The sequence below is a fragment of the Glutamicibacter protophormiae genome, from assembly GCF_014647495.1.
Lineage (GTDB): Bacteria > Actinomycetota > Actinomycetes > Actinomycetales > Micrococcaceae > Glutamicibacter > Glutamicibacter protophormiae.
This window is the reverse complement of the sequence record NZ_BMPH01000002.1, coordinates 14,743-31,692: the sequence shown is the minus strand read 5'-3', so window position 1 is coordinate 31,692 and position 16,950 is coordinate 14,743. Positions and strand designations below refer to the sequence as shown.

At 58.9% G+C, this 16,950-nt stretch carries 11 protein-coding genes and 3 pseudogenes; 6 read left to right on the top strand and 8 right to left on the bottom strand.

All coding sequences use genetic code 11. From position 1 onward, the window contains the following. The first annotated feature begins 1 nt into the window (after nt 1). The 3 genes from IEY43_RS02520 (at nt 2) to IEY43_RS18315 (ending at nt 4,112) form a co-directional block, all read left to right on the top strand. Nucleotides 2-1,993 (top strand): hydantoinase B/oxoprolinase family protein, encoded by a 1,992-nt coding sequence (locus tag IEY43_RS02520; RefSeq protein ID WP_229777234.1) that lies wholly within the window; start codon nt 2-4, stop codon nt 1,991-1,993. Nucleotides 1,994-2,276: 283 nt separating this feature from the next. Further along, entirely contained in the window at nt 2,277-3,638 is a 1,362-nt protein-coding gene (locus tag IEY43_RS02515; protein ID WP_188947007.1) for a purine-cytosine permease family protein, read from the top strand. Between the two features lie 345 nt (nt 3,639-3,983). Continuing rightward, nucleotides 3,984-4,112: a hypothetical protein gene (locus IEY43_RS18315; RefSeq protein ID WP_268240050.1), complete on the top strand. Its 129-nt coding sequence runs from the start codon at nt 3,984-3,986 to the stop codon at nt 4,110-4,112. A gap of 140 nt (nt 4,113-4,252) precedes the next feature. On the opposite strand, the gene IEY43_RS02510 is transcribed toward IEY43_RS18315, so the two are convergent. The 5 genes from IEY43_RS02510 to IEY43_RS02490 are packed head-to-tail and all read right to left on the bottom strand — an operon-like array spanning nt 4,253 to nt 9,083. Continuing rightward, nucleotides 4,253-5,125 carry an SMODS domain-containing nucleotidyltransferase gene (locus tag IEY43_RS02510; RefSeq protein WP_188947006.1) on the bottom strand — a complete coding sequence of 291 codons (873 nt, stop codon included), beginning with the start codon at nt 5,123-5,125 and terminating at the stop codon, nt 4,253-4,255. Next, a complete protein-coding gene (locus IEY43_RS02505; protein WP_188947005.1) occupies nt 5,122-6,066 on the bottom strand; it encodes an S-4TM family putative pore-forming effector in 945 nt (314 codons plus the stop codon). The genes IEY43_RS02510 and IEY43_RS02505 overlap by 4 nt, the downstream gene beginning before the upstream one ends. A gap of 5 nt (nt 6,067-6,071) precedes the next feature. Then, nucleotides 6,072-6,914: an SMODS domain-containing nucleotidyltransferase gene (locus tag IEY43_RS02500; RefSeq protein ID WP_188947004.1), complete on the bottom strand. Its 843-nt coding sequence runs from the start codon at nt 6,912-6,914 to the stop codon at nt 6,072-6,074. Beyond that, the gene (locus IEY43_RS02495; RefSeq protein ID WP_188947003.1) at nt 6,907-7,065 is read right to left on the bottom strand and encodes a hypothetical protein; all 159 of its coding nucleotides are present in this window, start codon (nt 7,063-7,065) and stop codon (nt 6,907-6,909) included. Before IEY43_RS02495 ends, IEY43_RS02500 begins: the two co-directional genes overlap by 8 nt. Then, nucleotides 7,062-9,083 (bottom strand): ATP-dependent nuclease, encoded by a 2,022-nt coding sequence (locus IEY43_RS02490; RefSeq protein WP_188947002.1) that lies wholly within the window; start codon nt 9,081-9,083, stop codon nt 7,062-7,064. Before IEY43_RS02490 ends, IEY43_RS02495 begins: the two co-directional genes overlap by 4 nt. Nucleotides 9,084-9,906: 823 nt before the next feature. Between IEY43_RS02490 and IEY43_RS02480 the strand changes: the two are divergent. Continuing rightward, a pseudogene (locus IEY43_RS02480) lies at nt 9,907-10,598 on the top strand (IS110 family transposase); the annotation flags it as partial. A 37-nt stretch (nt 10,599-10,635) separates the two neighbouring features. Here the strand turns inward: IEY43_RS02480 and IEY43_RS02475 are convergent. Next, nucleotides 10,636-12,085 (bottom strand): annotated as a pseudogene (locus tag IEY43_RS02475) (IS3 family transposase). A 100-nt stretch (nt 12,086-12,185) separates the two neighbouring features. On the opposite strand from IEY43_RS02475, the pseudogene IEY43_RS02470 reads away from it, so the two are divergent. Both IEY43_RS02470 and IEY43_RS02465 read left to right on the top strand, forming a co-directional pair. After that, a pseudogene (locus IEY43_RS02470) lies at nt 12,186-12,524 on the top strand (transposase); the annotation flags it as partial. Between the two features lie 236 nt (nt 12,525-12,760). Continuing rightward, a complete protein-coding gene (locus IEY43_RS02465; protein WP_188946998.1) occupies nt 12,761-14,197 on the top strand; it encodes an IS1380 family transposase in 1,437 nt (478 codons plus the stop codon). 284 nt (nt 14,198-14,481) lie between these two features. Here the strand turns inward: IEY43_RS02465 and IEY43_RS02460 are convergent, their stop codons facing one another. Both IEY43_RS02460 and IEY43_RS02455 read right to left on the bottom strand, forming a co-directional pair. Beyond that, nucleotides 14,482-15,777: a 5-methylcytosine restriction system specificity protein McrC gene (locus IEY43_RS02460; protein ID WP_188946997.1), complete on the bottom strand. Its 1,296-nt coding sequence runs from the start codon at nt 15,775-15,777 to the stop codon at nt 14,482-14,484. Next, nucleotides 15,762-16,943 (bottom strand): AAA family ATPase, encoded by a 1,182-nt coding sequence (locus IEY43_RS02455; protein ID WP_188946996.1) that lies wholly within the window; start codon nt 16,941-16,943, stop codon nt 15,762-15,764. The genes IEY43_RS02460 and IEY43_RS02455 overlap by 16 nt, the downstream gene beginning before the upstream one ends. Between the last annotated feature and the right edge of the window lie 7 nt (nt 16,944-16,950).

Sequence of the window (16,950 nt, the reverse complement as noted above, 5' to 3'; positions counted from 1 at the left end):
AGTGACTCAGATAATCCAGACCCCAGATGTCCGCAGCACCGGTCCGGCGCTGGACCCGGTCACCTTCGAGGTGCTGAAGAACGCGTTCGCCACCTCCGTGGACCTGATGAGCGAACAGATCCTGCGCACCTGCTACTCGTTCGTGATCTACTCCCGCGACTTCTCCTCCGCGCTGTGCGACGCGCAGGGCAACACGGTGATGCAGGGTTCGGGCGACATCGCGGTGCACGTGGGCACCCTGCACTTCCAGTGCAAGGCAGTGCTGGAGCAGTTCGGCACCGACATCCACGACGGGGACGTCTTCGCGATCAACGACCCGTACCGCGGCGGCACCCACTTCAACGACGTCTCCTTCATCCGCCCGATCTTCTCCCAGGGGGAAATCATCGGCTTCGCCCAGAACAAGGGGCACTGGGCTGATATCGGCGGCAACGTGCCGGGTTCCTTCGACGTGAACGCCAAGGAGCACTTCGGCGAGGGCCTGCGCATCACCCCGGTGCGCGTCTACTCCAAGCACGTGTTCCTGCACGACGTGGCGCAGCTGCTGGTCTCCAACACCCGCGCCCCGGAACAGGCCATGGGAGACCTGCACGCGCAGTCGGAGGCCACCGCGGTCTGCGAGCGCGAGATCCTGCGCCTGGTGGAGAAGTACGGCAAGGACACCGTGGTCACCGCGATGCAGGAAACCCAGGACTACGTGGAGCGCATCGTGCTGCGCCAGCTGGAGGACCTGCCGCGCGGCACCTGGGAGACCACCGACTACCTGGACGTGGACCCGGGCAAGGGCGAAGGCCTGGTGCCCATCAAGATCAAGCTGACCCTGGACGGCACGGGCATCCACTACGACCTGTCCGACTCCGCCCCGGCGGTGGCGACCTTCCTGAACTCCGGCTACGGCACCAGTCACTCGGCCATCTACGCGGGAACCAAGACCTTCTTCCCCGAGGTGCCGCTGAACTCCGGCTTCTACGCCGCGGTGCAGGCGGAGATCGGCGAGGAGGGCTCGGTGGTGAACGCCGGCTGGCCGCACGCGGTGACCGGCTTCTGCTCGGGCCCGTACGAGAAGATCATGAACGGCATCTTCGAGCTGTGGAGCCAGATCATGCCGGAGCGCGCCATGGCCTGCGCGTTCAACCTGGAATACCTGCTGGTGGGCGGCCGCGATGCCCGCACCAGCGAGGAGAACTACTTCATGTGGTACGACTGGATGGCCGGCGGCTGGGGCGGACGCTCCTCCAAGGACGGCTCGTCCGCCACCGCGCCGGTCTTCGGCCCGGGCCTGGCGGTGCAGCCGGTGGAAGGCCAGGAGCGCCTGTCCCCCGTGCTGACCACCAAGCACGAGATCGCCATCGACTCGGCCGGACCGGGACGCTTCCGCGGCGGACTGGGCATCGAAAAGGGCGGCATGCTCACCGATGCGCACTCCACCGTCATGAGCTACTGCTGCGACCGCTCGCGCTCCATCACCTGGGGCATCGAGGGCGGCCTGCCTTCCATCCCGCACGGCGTGTGGCTGAACCAGGGCACCGAGGACGAGCGCTTCCTGGGCTCCATCTTCTCCTCGGTCCCGATCCAGCCAGGGGACGTCTTCACCCGCCCGTCCGCCGGCGGTGGAGGCTTCGGCGACCCGCTGGAGCGCACCCCGGAGGAAGTGCTGGAGGACATCATTGACGGCTATGTCTCCATCGACCGCGCCGCGGCCGACTACGGCGTGGTCATCGAGGAAGTGGACGCAGAGCTGGATGACTACCGCATCCTGGCCGAGGACACCGAGGCGCTGCGCACCCAGATCCGCGCCAGCCGCCGCGGCTGGCTGGAAGAGGACGCCGAAGCGGTGGCCGCCCGCTACCGCGAAGGCACCGTGGACATGCTGGATGTCATCCGCCGCCACGGCGTGATCCTGCACTGGGGCACCGGCGAACTGCTGGAGAACTCCACCACCCAGTACCGCCAGCTGATGCAGCGCCGCTCGGCCGCCCACTGGGACGCCTAGCCTCAGCTGAATCCGCAACATTGCACCACCCATTGCACCATTAGGTGCAGCCGAGGCGGTGCGGGGAAGATCCCACGAAGATCATTCCCCTCACCGCCTCAAACACCCGCCGACACTCGCGGCACACCGTTCGACACGCTTCACCCGGCCACCCCGCCCGGACATTCCTGGTTCCCCGCGGCCCCGGCAGTTCTTCCTTGCATCACCCACATCAGGCCCAGGCCATACCCGCGCACTCGCTTCGGGATGTGATGGCTCGCGCCATATTCAAAGGAGAAGTTCCATGTCAACAAACTCGTCCACCGATCTGCCCGAGGTGGAGCAGCCCACCGGGGAGAAGATGAGCGCAGGCTCGCTGTCCATGGCCTGGTACGGCCTGGTATCGGCCATGTTCTTCATCTACATCGGGGCCTCGCTCGCCCAGGCCTACGGCACCATCGATACACTCATCGGCCTGGCCATCACCATTGTCATCTACGGCGCCATCAACCGGATCCTGGCCGGCTACGCGCTGCGCAGCGGGCTGACCGTCGCGCAGTTCTCCCGCACGCTGCTGGGCCGCAAGGGCGCGGTCCTGGCCACCCTGATCTTCGCAGCCACCGCCATCTACTATGCGGTCTTCGAAGGAGCCATCCTGGGCTACGCCTTCCAGGCGCAGTTCGGCGGCCCGATCCAGCTCTGGTACGCGCTCGTGGTGCTCTACACGCTCCCGTTGATTGCCGGAGGCATCCAGCGCTGGCTGGACAAGATCAACGGCTGGCTACTGCCGATCTACTGGGGCGGCCTGCTCACCGCGGTCATCTGGGCGTCGATTGCCCACCCGGGCGGCAGCTCCTGGCTGACCCACTCCACCGGTCCCCTGCCCTTCACCGCCGGCGGCCCCGGCTGGCTGGCCACCTGCGCCGCCTTCATGGGCGTATGGATCCTGATGATGTACACCGTGGACTTCGCCTCGCTGGGACGCGCCAAGGACGTCAAAGTCCACCAGCGCTACACCTTCGGCTGGCTCTTCTACACCCTGGCCTTCGGCGCCAACTCGCTGATCGGCATCTACCTGACCTTCACCATCCCAGGTGCAGAAGCCACCGAGACCGGAGTCGCCGGCGCTCTGGTGCAGCTCATGGGACCGCTGGGCCTGCTGGTCATCTTCGTTTCCCAGACTCGCATCAACACCGCGAACTACGCCCTGGGCATCTCCAACCTGAAGGAATTCGGCTCCCGGGCGCTGGGACTGAAGCTGCCGAGCCTGGCCTGGGTATTCATCGGTGCGGTCATCATCTACCTGCTCATGTTGCTGCCTGTCGTGCAGTACCTGTTGTTGGCACTGTCCTGGCAGGGTGCGCTGGTCACCGGCTGGGTCGCCATCGCCCTGGTGCATATCCGCTACGAGAAGAAGTTCTCGCTCCAGCCGGACAGCCCGAGCCTGCCCGACCGCGCATTCCCGGCATTCAACGCCGCAGGCGTCAGCGCCTGGGTGATCTCCGCAGCGGTGGGCATCGCCATGGTTCAGTCGGGAAGTGCATGGGGCGCAAACCTCGGCGTCTTCATCACCCCGGTCCTGGCCGCGACGATCTACGCGATCTGGAATCCAGGCGCCCGCGCCAAGCGGCACCATGATGCGCTGGCATCAGCAGAGCAGATGTAATAATCCGCGCAGGTTACCAACTGAGCGGCTCTGGGACGATTTAGGCCTTGCCACCGGCAGTTCAGCTGGTGGCAAAGCCCGTTTCGCCGTGCAGCCGTTCGAGATTGCACAACAGATCCAATATTCAGATTGTGGCTTTTGGCTAAAGAACTCTCGACTCTTCGCACTGGCGGGTCTCCTACACGCCATTCGACGGCAAGTGGCCAACCCGTCAAGGTTCGTTGCTTGATGAATAATATCTGAGCGAAGTCCCAGGAGGTTTGACCGAAGTAGCTAATCCCCCGCTGCATCATTCAAATCAGTGACGAGCAACCCAAGATGATGGCGACCGAGTACTAAGTAAGAATGCGCGTCAAAGACCTGGCAGCCAAGTACGGAATCAGCGGTGAAGCCAGCAGCAAGCGCCTGCGCCGAGAGGCGATCAAGCCACGCAAAGTCGACCTGGACCAGCGACAGATCGCCGAAGCGGTCTAGTTCTACGAGCAGGGCGATTCACTGGCAACGATCGGTAAAAGGATGGGTGTCAGCTCCAGATGGTACGGTCACGATTATTAGAAACTCGGGTGGCAATGTGGAGTTCCTACGACCATCTCATCAAGTTTTAAGTCGCCCCATCACGAGACTGGGAAGTCGTTGCCAAGAATAATGCGCCAAAGCCGCTTTGCTTCAGCGTGATCTCCACGAGCCTCCGCATCTAAAGCTAGTTGTGAGCGATTTTCTGCCGAAGCGAGAGCTGTTAGTAGACCTTGCCGGCCATCCCACGTGAGGTATGAACTGAGGCTTCCTCCCTGACTTCCGGGGTCAAAGACGTCCAAATAGTTCGGAGCCCAGAGGAAGAACTTATGTAAAGCGTCGCGATAGTTGCCGCCGAGAGATGAAAATACATGGCCTGTCACAGTTTCCAGGTGGAAGGAACGCATGCGCTTTGAGTGGGCACGGTTCCACGATTCGAGTAACCGAACCATGGGAGCAAGGTGGTATCCGAGCTTCGAATTGCGTTCGGCAAACCATCTATTGGCAATAGTAGGAGCCGTGCTGATCCACCCACCGGAACCGTTGGGAAGGTTATAAACATCGTTTCCTATGTGAAAGACCGGCGCTACATCGACGTGACCACCATTTTTGTAGAATACGCGAACGGCTTGTCCGCGGGTACCTACCTGCTGGACGGATATCCCGTTGTAGGCATCTCGGATGCGGTAGATGAAACTTTTTGAGTCGTAAGCATACTTATCCCAGGCCTTGTTCTCGTTTGAGAATACAGCGAGGAAGTCCACGTCGTCGATTGGCCGGATGATAGTTGATTTCGAAGCTGATCCCATCAGAATGCCTTTCCAGAAGGGCATGTCCGAGGTCGATGGGAACTTCTCCAGCAACTTCTCATCTACGCTGCTCTTACGGGCTGGAATCAGCGTATTTTTGTGGTAATCGGTGGCTGAGACATCGCCGAGGAACTGAGCAAGTGCCTGTGCGGTTGTACGAGTCATCCTTCTCCTATATCTTGTTGGACGCTTATCCCAATTGCTTGGGCCGCCTCTGACATTTCCGCTTCGTTCCGATTACGCAGTAGCTGGTAGAGCCAGTCAGGGACGAGTGGAGCATCTCTCCGAAGTGCAAAGAGCTGGGATTGCCATGCGACGAGTTGCTCCGGCTGAATCGGTGTAGTGCTATTGGCTAGAATGGCGTCCTGCATCTCATTAGCAAGCGCTTCCCGCTCACGTCCAGCGGCACGAACTTTTCGAAACTCGTCCCAAGCATCCACTAGAGGCGGCAGGACCGGGATGGCAGCAACCAACAAGAAAGTTGCCAAACTGAAACCATTGACGACGGATATCGTCACCGACATAGCAGACCACGCAACCAACAAGCTGAGCCATAGTGCAGCGTTCCGATCGAGGAGTCGCCGTGAATACGCGACATTCCCGCGTTGCGCGATCGCGATGGCAACAGCTCCAGGAACGTTCTCCTGGATCGAGTACCAGTCGCGGAGCTTTTCTACAGCGTAGGCATGGCGCCTGCCCGCTCTTACGCCTGTTCCGGCACCAGTGAGTTGCGAGATGTCTTCGGGAGACACCCGAAATTCTCGCACTACGATCGTCGGCATTCCGAAGATCTTTGTGTCGAATTGCTCCTGAACAGTTGCTGCACGAGTCGCACCCCTGCGTTCCAAGAACTTGAATAAGACGTGATTAAAGACGTACCAGACTGCAGCAGTGGTCGCCACAGGGACTGCAGCCCCTGGCCAAATAGCAGTGAGGATCGGAGCTGCTATTGCGACCACTCCGACCCCTGTGCCACGAATACTAGTCCAGACCTTTGCCCTCGAATAAAGTCGCCGCTGGGCGAGCAACAATTTCAAGTTGGCGTCAGTGTTCTGAGCCTTCGCAACGTCCTCTGCCGATGGGGGCTGATAAGCTAACTCCGTCATTTCGCCTACCTGTTGAAGAGCAGCTTCAACTGCCCAATGGATTTAGCATGGTCGCCCGCCTGGTAGTGATCGAAGGCCCTGTAAGACCGGCTCACCGCAGTCGAAAGCTTCGACAGAGCGACAGTTTTAGCAGCGTCCGAAGAGCAAGCCGTAAACCTCGAGCCGAGCCCGGTTGGGTCGTTCATCGCAGCCAAATTAGCCGAATAGATGCTACTCAAAGAAAGGTATAAGTCAAAGATCGACACATACGATTGCTGCCCCTCCATATATTTGGCTGCTCGCATCTCAAGGTAGCAAGAAGAGACCGGCACATCCCGCTCGTACTTCCAGACCTTGAGCTGACGAGCGAGCGTTTTTGCCCCACCACCAACTTTCTTGTTCACGCTATTCACAAAGTCGTTGTGCGCTTCGGGGTAGGTTTTCATCCATCCACCGGTTGACGCCGGGTCGGCAATCCAATACCCAGGTCCATTAGTTGTATCAGCCACGTATCCCGGGACAACTTCAACCTCACAATCCGAGAACCTGCAAACGACTGCGGGACTCCGAACAGAGATTGTGGTGTTCAGAAAACGACCAATCAAAGCGTCACGAACCTTATTCAGCATCGTCGTTGACGATTGAGGTCGGCCACCTTTTAAGGAAGCAAGGTAGTCCGCGTCACTGTGTCGCCAGATACCCGTTCCATGCCGGAGCGACCCAATCTCAAACATGCGGTAAACACCAATCACGTAATTCAGTCGGGCTTCGACCGAGTCTTTGTGACTCTTCGCCGCATCGAAGTGACTCGATAGAGGCGTATAGAGCGAGTTCAGACTGGCAAACCAAGAGGAGACAGTCTCAGCCATCAATCGGCTCCTTCGCAAAGTTTAAATTTCCAACAATTTTCGCTTCTCGACTGTCAGATAGCACATCTAAGTATCCAGATGCCGAATCTTCATTGAGGTAGACGATCTTGTTCATAGGCTTCTCTGTTTGAGTTTGGTCAGCCCGGCTCATGACGCTACTCCTTCGACGAAATCGAGTTCGAGGGCACTCTCCCTGAACCGGATGATCGCAGCCAAGCTCTCTTTTAGCGAAGCTGGCATTTCATCCACGTCTGAAGCAAGGAGAGCCGCCCGATAAGCTAAGACATTCTTTTCGCGGAGGGCTCCGCCGTTGGCCTGCAGCACGGTGAGAAATGATGGCCACTTGGCAAGCTCCTCCTCAATGTCGTCCTCCCAGATCGTGTAATTGTCGGTCACAACTGTTGGGGAGCCAAAGGTGTACGGAAGAGTTCCATAACAGGCAGTCGCATCGGGAAGCCATCCACAAATCGTCTCCGTCGACTTCTTGTGGCTATTCCGGGCGTTTGCCGCTTTTGCGGGATCTGAATGCTTCCGAGCCGCGCCCAATGCATCGCCGTCAACCATGACGTACGCCGGAACGCCCAATTCCTTCGAAAGCATGGCAAATGGTACCTGAATTGCGTCTTTGCTCGACATATCCAGAACCGAAATACCTAGTCCGTCGAGTGGTGAATTCAACAGTTCGGCAAGGGACTCCAGAACCACTTTGTCTGTCTCGCCTTCGACCAGCACAACAGAGTCGGCAAAAAAACCCTCCGAAAAAGCAGTCGGCAGATTGAGCTGAATTGTCTTTTGTGCCCGAGCCTCGTCACAGCCTGCTGCTACCGCCAACCTTGAAAGCGTCGCAGTATTCACTTCTGAGACGCCCTTGGCCAAAGTGAATCGCCGGAGGGATTCAAACTGGTCAGGCCTGACGAAGTACGGGCTATGTGTCGCAACCAAGACTTGGACGTTGAACTGAGCAGATAGTTCAGCCAGCACCCGTGCGAAAGCGCGCGCACGAATCGGATGCTGATAAATTTCCGGTTCTTCGATGGCAACAATAAGACAGGGCAACTTTTCAAGTTCTTCCGCGAGCCTAAGCTGCGCTTCATCTTCAGATTCGTCTTCTTGTCGTTCGTGACTGGCCAACATCAGCTCAGCGTCTGGAACAAGGGATTGGAACATAGCGATCATGACAGCACGTTGCACGCCGTGCCCCTGACGACTCACGTCGTTTGTTAAGCCATCAATGCTGACATTCGTTAAAACTGATGCTTCGCCTTTCGGTGACCAGTCAGGCACCGTCGGAGTGAATTCAACCTTGGCGGTGGGGATGAGGCTAGCCAATCGGGCGTTTATCCGCTTCGCCTGCAGGCCTGTTGACTGCTCGACACTGGTCCTCACCGCGGCGTTGAGCTCCTCAATCTGCTTGGCATTCTTTACCTGCCATTCACTTCGAGCCGCCGCGCCCGCATTGGCCATAAGACCACCGATCAGATCGGCTAGCGTCGAGCCTTTACCGGTGTCGCCCACCTGGCTAGAGATGTCGGTGGCGGCTGGGACAAGCACGATCCGGACACATTCATTGATGACATTTGCACCATTGATTCCAAACATATGATTTGCATCGGCGCCATCAACAAGTTCAAGCTGAGAACTGTTCGCTGGCTCGTCTTCCCAATCCACCAAAGCTTGGAGCATCGCATCTTTGGCCGCTTTGGCGCCTAAGTCTGGAAGTTCCACGCCCGCCACCCGCAGGCCATTGTAGGCGTCCCGAATTTCTTTGATTAGTTTGAGCTGTCGGATATGAGCAAATCCTGGTCCGGCCAACGCGTTACCGACGACCTTCGACTTTCCATCGCTGGCGGACCAAGATCGAGTGAACGTCACAGACTTACCCCGCCCGTACTCCGCCAACCGCTGTCGATCCGCATCCGTCAGATCTGAGAATGATACCGAGACAGAGACTAATGAATTGGCAGCTTTCTCGTCGGCGCTACTCGATTCCATGACTTCATGGACATCCGTTTGCTCCAGTCCCTTACCGCTAAAAAACCAACTAAGCGCATAAAGTACGGACGACTTACCGGAGCCGTTGGATCCAATCAGAGCGGTGTAGTCGTCAACCTTAAGATCCAGATCCTTGAGACTACGATAGTTCTTGATCTTGACTTGGCTAATCTTCATCTCTCCCCCCCCAATTCCGCGCCTTCCTTAGCGCTACTTTGCCTCAGTATGGCATATTGTTCCGACATAAACTGGTTCAGCAACTAGCATTAAGAATCTGCCTGTCAGAGTTAAGTAAGACCACCGATTCAACGCGAGTTAACCTCCCAGACGGACCATCAGCACTACCAAGCAGCATTGTGTTGGAAGAAGCAGGCCACAGGAGGTATCGCCCCCAAGCGTGCCGCGGGTGTCGACCTCACAAAATGGGACGCCAGAGTCCCAGTGTGGAATCCGTGGCACCTGGCGAGGTTTATCGAACCACCGTCAAAAATCTTCGGAGATACCAACGCACGGGTCAACGAGTTCATCAGCTATCTAAACTCCGAAAACCTGAGCTTCATCTCAATGATAACGACCAGCGGAAATTAGAAACTGTGAGTCTTGTAGTGGCTGGTCTGGGATCAGCTGGCAAGCTAAGAACCAGGCCTGCCCGACCCGCTTGCCGAATAGGTGTTGAAGGTACTAATGTTCCGGCGAGTTGGTGTGTAATCTCGCAACTTCTCTAATGGTTCTTGGCAGGTCTGGGACCCGCTGGCAAGATAGATGCCACCCACCACGATGTGACTCATCACAACATTGTCTTCACATGTGAGTGGATGACTTGGACATGACCTGTCCGTCATGGTGGGTGGCACCAATCCGGCCACTTGATATGGCTTCATAGAAGGTCGTCCACACCCTGGCTGGGCGTGTGACTCATTAGAGATCCGCCTGCCAAGTACTTCTCCCGGACCGGTGCCAACCGTAACGGCCACACACCGGAGAAGGAGGCGAAACCGTCATGACCATCGTTGCAGAAAAATACGATTACGTCATCGGAATCGACACCCACGCGCGAACCCACACCTACGCCATCATCAACACCCGAACCGGCAGCAGGAAAGCTTGCCAAACCTTCCCCGTCAGTCCCCGGGGATGAACAGGGCCGTCGCCTGGATCCAGCGCAACACCCAAGGGCAATGCATCGCCGCAGTCGAAGGAACCCGATCCTACGGGGCGACGATCACCCACGCCCTGACCGAGCACCAGGTAGCAGTCGTCGAGGCGAAACCGCCACGGAGAAAAGACCAGGCCGGCCGAGGAAAATCCGACACTATCGACGCGACCGCCGCGGCCATGAGCCTGTTGCCGAAAGACATTACCAAGCTGCTGCAACCACGTGATGAAGGCGCAAGAGCGGCATTGAGCATCCTCTCGGCCAGTCGCGCACGGATCGATGCCCAACGAACCGTGAACCGCAACGCGCTCTCAGCGCTGCTGCGTACCTACGATCTGGGAATGGATGCCCGTAAGCCTTTGAGCGTCCGTCCGATCAAGCAGGTCAGCAGGTGGAGAGAGCATGAAGCTGACACGATCGATCAAAAGCTCGCCCGGGACGAAGCGAAGTTCTTGGCGACAAGCATCATGGCTGCTGATCAGATGCTGAAGGAGAACAGCCGAGCGAGGTCTGAGCTCGATGAGCAACTGGCTCCGGAACGGAAATTTTCAAGTCAAGTGAGACCAAAGGGTGCTAAGCAGCCTGCATTTCTTCACCTTCTTCCTGCTTCACCGGTTCGTTGATCCACGCGGCCTCAGGCATCTGTAGTTTCTTCGGCATGCGACGCTGACCGAACCGTTCGAGATGCGCGTCCCATGCCTTCTGCAACGCCACCAGCCGCTGGTCCTCAACATGCCCGGTCATCCCGAAATGCACGTCCGCAGGAGTGTGGAACCCGATCCCCGAATGCCGGTGCTGACCGTTGTACGCCTTCACGAACCGGTCCATGAATTCCCGGGCATCGGCCAGCGAACCGAACCGCTCGGGAAACACCGGAAGATACTTCAAGGTCTTGAACCAGCTCTCCGAATACGGATTGTCGTTGCTGACCTTCGGCCTGGAATGCGATTTGAGCACGTCCAAATCTGCCAGCAATGCGGCGACCGGCTTCGAGGTCATCGAGGTCCCCGGTCGGCGTGCACCACCTTGGGGATCTGGTCGGTGGCGAATACCTGCGCGATGAACTCACGCGCCAGTTCTCCTGATTCACGGGCATGGACCTGGCAACCGACGATGTAGCGCGAATAGATATCGATCATCACGTACGCGTCAAAGTAGGTCCCCTTGGCCGGCCCAGCGAGTTTCGTGATGTCCCAGGTGAACACCTCTCCGGGCTGGTGCGCGACCAGTTCCGGGATTTTCCGGGCTGCTGGCGGGCCTGCCGGCGGCGCTCGGCCATCTGCTTCTCACGACGCAGCAACCGGTACATGGCCGACACCGAGAACAGGTACGTCCCCTCGGACAGCAGGACCGCGTAGATCTGCTCGGGAGCCTGGTCCACGAACCGCTCGCTGTTCAGGGTTTCCAGGATCAGGGCTTCTTCCTGGGTGGTGAGCTTGTTCGCCGGCGCCGGGCGGGGACCCGGGGACGCTGGCTGCGGGGCCCGGCTGACCCCTGCCAGGGCGCTGGCCTGCCGGGTGGGCACCCCGCCGTCGAGCAGCTGCAGGTAGGTGCCGGCGAGCAGGCTGCGGACGTCTACTTGGAATCCGCGCTCTTTTCAGATTTGTTCCAAGAGCGCGTGTGCTTTTCCTATGATTTCCAGGGCGGTCTGCGTGGTGGGCAGCTTCTGCTCGCTGGCCGCCAGCTGCTTCTTCAGCCGGGCGATTTCCGCTTGCTCCTTGCCCAGCTTGCCCTTACTGCTCCCGGTGCTGCTGCTGGTGCTGGCGGGGTTGTTCCCGCCGAGGATTCCCGCGTCGCGCAGACTGCGCCACTCGACGATCTGGGAGGAATGCAGCCCGTTGGCGCGCAGGTAGCCGCGGCCCTCGCCGGTTTGGATCGCGTGCTCGTAGCCTTGCAGGTAGGCGAGTTTCTGCGCCGCGGTGATGGTGCGCCGGCGTGGCTGGTCCGGGCGGGGCTGGGTGGAATCCATGGTTCCATTCTCCGGCATGGTCCCGGTGGCTGGGTGGATGGAGGCGATGCTCATGGTGGAGGTTGGTCCTGTTCTCGCCCTGTCTGGGGAGGATAACTTGCTATGAATCGGTGGTCTCACTCAACCCTGACAGACAGGGGAATTGCAGCAAGTCTTTGGTCTGGGGCCTGTGAGCACAGCATGGATTCTCATGGCCTATTCCCACCATGGGCGTGTTCGTTCTGAAGCCGCGTTTGCTGCGCTGGCTGGCGTTGCTCCGTTACAAGCTTCCTCCGGAAACCACGAACGTCACCGGTTGAACCGTCATGGAGACCGGCAGGTGAACAAGGCGTTGGACGTGGTCGCGCGGACGAGGATGGGACATGATGAGACGACGAAACGCTATGTTGAGAAACGTACGGCCGACGATTTGAGCCCGAAGGAAATCAGACGGATTCTCAAGCGCTATATCGCTCGGAGCATCTATCGTCAGTTGCAGGTGATTATGGCTTGACAAAGGTCATAGAAGGGTCTGTCAGTCTGACGAATTGCCGGAGGCCTGCGCCTGCTCATTGGAGATTCGTCTAATCTCCACAGAAGCAGGGCGCTGTGCGTTGATAAACATGTCTAGCCCGGGTGTTTCATGATGGGTGCCGTAATTAACTGTCATTAAAGACGAAAGAGTGATCTGAACTGGGAAAATAAAGGTGTCTAAGCCAAAATTCCATGAGTTCAAGGATCACTCTTTCAGTGAATAATCATACCGGTCTTTACCCGCAGCTCCCAACCGTGACCACATCCCAGAATCTGGTGTCCCATGCTGGGCTGTCCACGCTGACCAGCCTGCTCAATAGCCTCGGCTTCCGGCAACTGGCCGAGGACCGGCTCGGCCAGTTCGTCCCCGCCACCGCGACCCACCGTCCAGGCAAAATGATCAGCGACCTGGTGCTGACCCTCGCCGCTGGCGGGGAGCACGTCACCGACACCGACCAGCTACGCCTTGCCCAAAGCGTGTTCGGGCCGGTGGCCTCCGAATCAACGTTCAGCCGCTTCTTCACCCGCCTCGCCGCGCATCCCGGCGCGTTCGACTACGCCTTCGCGACCATGCAAAGGGAGGTCCGTTCCCGGCTCTGGGCCGCTGCTGGCCGGCGCAGCCCGGCCGTGCGGGCCACCCGCGCCAATCCGCTCATCTTGGATATCGATGCCTCGTTGGTGCATGTGCACTCCGACAAGGAAGGCGCCAAAGGCACCTACAAGCGCGGGTACGGGTTCGCTCCGATGATCGCCATGGCTGATTACGGCCAGGGCCATGGCACGGGCGAGGTGCTGGCGGTGAGGATGCGCCCGGGCAATAAGGGAGCGAATTCCGCGGCTGACCACATCAGCATTCTGGCTGAGGCCCTGGCCCAGCTGCCCGATGATTTCTATGACCAGGACGGGTGCCTGATCGGTGAGAAGATCCTGGTCCGCACCGATTCAGCTGGGGCGTCCCGCGAATTTTTGCACCTCCTGCATGCCCTGGGTTTGCAGTTCTCCACCTCGTACGCGCTGCCGGTGATCAATGAGCGGTTCATCGGGTGGATCAACGAGAAGAAGTATTGGGAGCCGGCGCTCACCGCGAACGGGCAGCAACGTGAGGACGCGTGGGTGATCGATGCGACCAAGATCTTGGGGCTGAAGGGCTATCCTCCGAGCACCAGGATCTATTTGCGGGCCGAGCCCTTGCATCCCGGGGCGAAGGCCAGTTTGTTCGATACGGATGGGAATCGGGTGACTGCGTTTTTGACCAATGCTCCTCGGTTTGATCCGGCGTTCTTGGACGTGCGGCATCGGGCGCGGGGCCGTTGCGAGAATCGGATCAAGTCGTTGAAGGCTGCCGGGTTGGGCAAGTTGCCGTTTTTCGCGTTCGGTGCGAACCAGGCCTGGGCGAATCTGGCGATGTTCGCTTTGAACCTGGTGACATGGCTGCAGCTGGCGGTGTTGCCGGCAGAGCATGCGACCGTCAGTTGGGATTTGAAGCGGTGGCGGTATCGGGTGTGGGCGCTGGCCGGGAAACTGGTCACCGGCAGCCGAAGGCCGCGAATACTGGTCAACCAAGACGCACCTGAAGCAGGGCTGGTGCTGTTGCTGCAGGAGCGGATCAGCAGGCTGGCTGGCAGGTGGCCGGACGGGCATTTGGCAGCCTGAGCCGCTGGGGTTCAGTTCTTGGTTCCTTCAACAGCAATACTTTTTTCGGTGGGTGGTGGCCGGCGCGTGCGCCAGCGGGTGGCGCTCTTCGTCGTGCCCTGGAACGGGGAAACCCACCAGTGCGTGGCTTACGCCAGTCGTAGGTGGGTTTCCAAGCCATCATGAAAAAGTTGGGCTAGCGTAATACCCACACCTGTGACAAGTGCGTCACTGTTATTGCGCACCTCGCAGCCGTACCTAGAGTGACAGTATGCCAAAGAGATGAGTGCGGAATTGCGATATGTTCAGGGAGTCGCGGGTAGCGGCCGTGTAAGCCATTCACTGATTGAGTCGATCAGGCGTTCTTGCCCGGTGGCAGCGGTCAACGCCATGAGATTCAGGGGAAGTGCCGTCAGCTCAATGTCGTGTCCACCGAGCTCTGAAGCAACCCTCCAGGTTGTGGGGTCTTGATACTGAGCTACAGGATACGTGAGCGAGACGCGGCGACAGCCGAGCACATGCCCAGCAGTGAGCACCTGGTAGGTATCGGTGGATTTTGGGCGCGTGCCCAATACCTTATACTTCGAGTCGGTTACGGCAACTGCCTTTCCATCAGTATCACGGAACACTACGTCCGGCACGGTTTCCAGCAATCGTCCTTTCCCGACTATCAGCTCGCCAAACTTAATCGAGTGCTTGCTGACCCGCTCGCCCCGTCGTTGCGCTGCGCGTCCGCACAGCCAGTAGACGTAGTTCTCATAGATCGTATCGGATTTCCATAGAAACCCCGACAGAGCGTGCATTCCGGCGGCGTGGTGTACTCCTGAGCCGTCGAGGAGAAGCAGCCCGACCACTTTTGCTGCTTCGAGTCCACGGTGCTGTATGCCCAACTCGATCCGTTGAGCGTCAAAAGCCTGCGGCGGCTGGCCTCTGACATGGGACAAGCCAGCTGCAATCTCGCGCAGAGCACGTGCGCGTCCGGGCGCTTTCACCGTCGTCGCGAGGCAGGTGGCTGTCCAGCGAATTAATCGGGCCAGAGGTGTGTCGTCAGTGAGCGTGTCCGCGACGTACGGAACGTTCCATGGTTTCGCCGCCCATTCGCCGAGACGTGTTGTGTCCAGTGCACCACGGAGCGTCGCACCCGAACCACATTCGGCGAGATATCCACGAGGTAGCCCTCTCGCGCCGCCCTTCGCATACGAGGCCAGGAACATCTCAGCGAGCAAATCCGGCATTGAGAGCGAGTTGATCTCGTTGGCCGTCGTGAAGTGATCATCGACGTACCCGCCCTCGACAACTGAGAGTATGCGCCACAGCACAGACTGCCAGCTGCCTACGGCATTGCTTAAGAACTTCGGCGCGATCTCTATGTCGGTGTCGCCGACCCTCACGACTCCGGTGACGCCTTCGGCTCGCAGTTGGATCTGTCCATTGCCTAGATCTTCAGCACGGATCGGGTTGTCGCCTAGGCTGAGGGCGCGCCGCCAGCGCGAATTTGCTTCGTTCAATGCCTGGAGGTCGATCTCATCGACGTTCCGTATGACCGGCGGACCATACTCTTGGAGGGGGATGCGCCGGACCTCGGTCAGCGCGTCAACCACTTGAACGACCGCTTGATGATGTCGAGATCCAGATTACTCACTCGGACCGGAGACAGAGTTCGCGCCGACGCCGAGGCGCTCTTAGCTGATCTGAGTCGCCACGCGTAGTCGCCGGAAGCCGGTGGAGAGTCAACGTGGAGTAGGCCCATGAGCTGCTCTGGCCGACCCGAGTAGCGATCTTCCAACTGCGGGAACAGCACATCATCCCAGGTCTTCGCCAGGCTCTTCCAGAGATCGTCTTCAGACCTGGCTTGAACCGTACCGGACGCGTCCACGAGCGATGCCAAGATCGGGGTCAGCAAGCCATGGCCGAGTTCGAACTCCGGACCAAGATCGGACGCGATCGCCACATTGAGCCGGTCCAGCAAAAGATAGCCTGCTTCAAGTGGCTCGAGCCCCATCCAGTTGCTGTCGTCTGGAACCGGCACCGTTGCAGGATCGAGCTCCCAGTGCTCGGCCAGCGCGTCGAGGTCTGGGCGCATCTCGATCCTGTCGAAGCGACGCGCCAGAGCACTGTCGATCGGCACGGCTGCGCGATCTACACTATTCATTGTCGCGACGATATAGACATCCTTGGGGAAAACGAACCCCTCTGCGATCGTTGAGGAGTCGCCACCCGGTCTGTGGATCTCCTCACTGACGCCACCGCTGAAGGCCAATTGACGGAGCGGAACCGGTAGCGGGACCTTACCGTCCGCCCGATAATCGAAGTCCAAGAATGTCATGAACTCACCGAAGATCCGCGCCGCGTTGCCACGATTGATCTCGTCAATGAAGATCACTACAGACTTGTACTGAGAGTGCGGGTCATCAAGCTCAAGGGCAGCATCGAGAAATACGCCCGCCCATGGTTCGAGGCTCGTTCCTGTCGCGTTCATTTTCGGCCTAAGACCAAGGACGAAGTCCTCATAGCCATACGACTGATGGAATGTGGTCCACACGACCTTTGCTGGCATAGGGATCGTGATAGGTAACGCGGGACGACTGAACGGCTGCACAGCATTGGCCGCGTTCAATTGGATGCCGCGTTTGGCTTGTGGCGGTTGCTGAAGCGCCTGAAATAGTTCGCTGATCAGTCGCGTCTTACCTGTCGCCGGAGGGCCGTAGAGCAACACGTTTCTACCCTCGCCCCAAGAGGAGAAAATATCGTCGATTTTGCTAACCATATGTCTA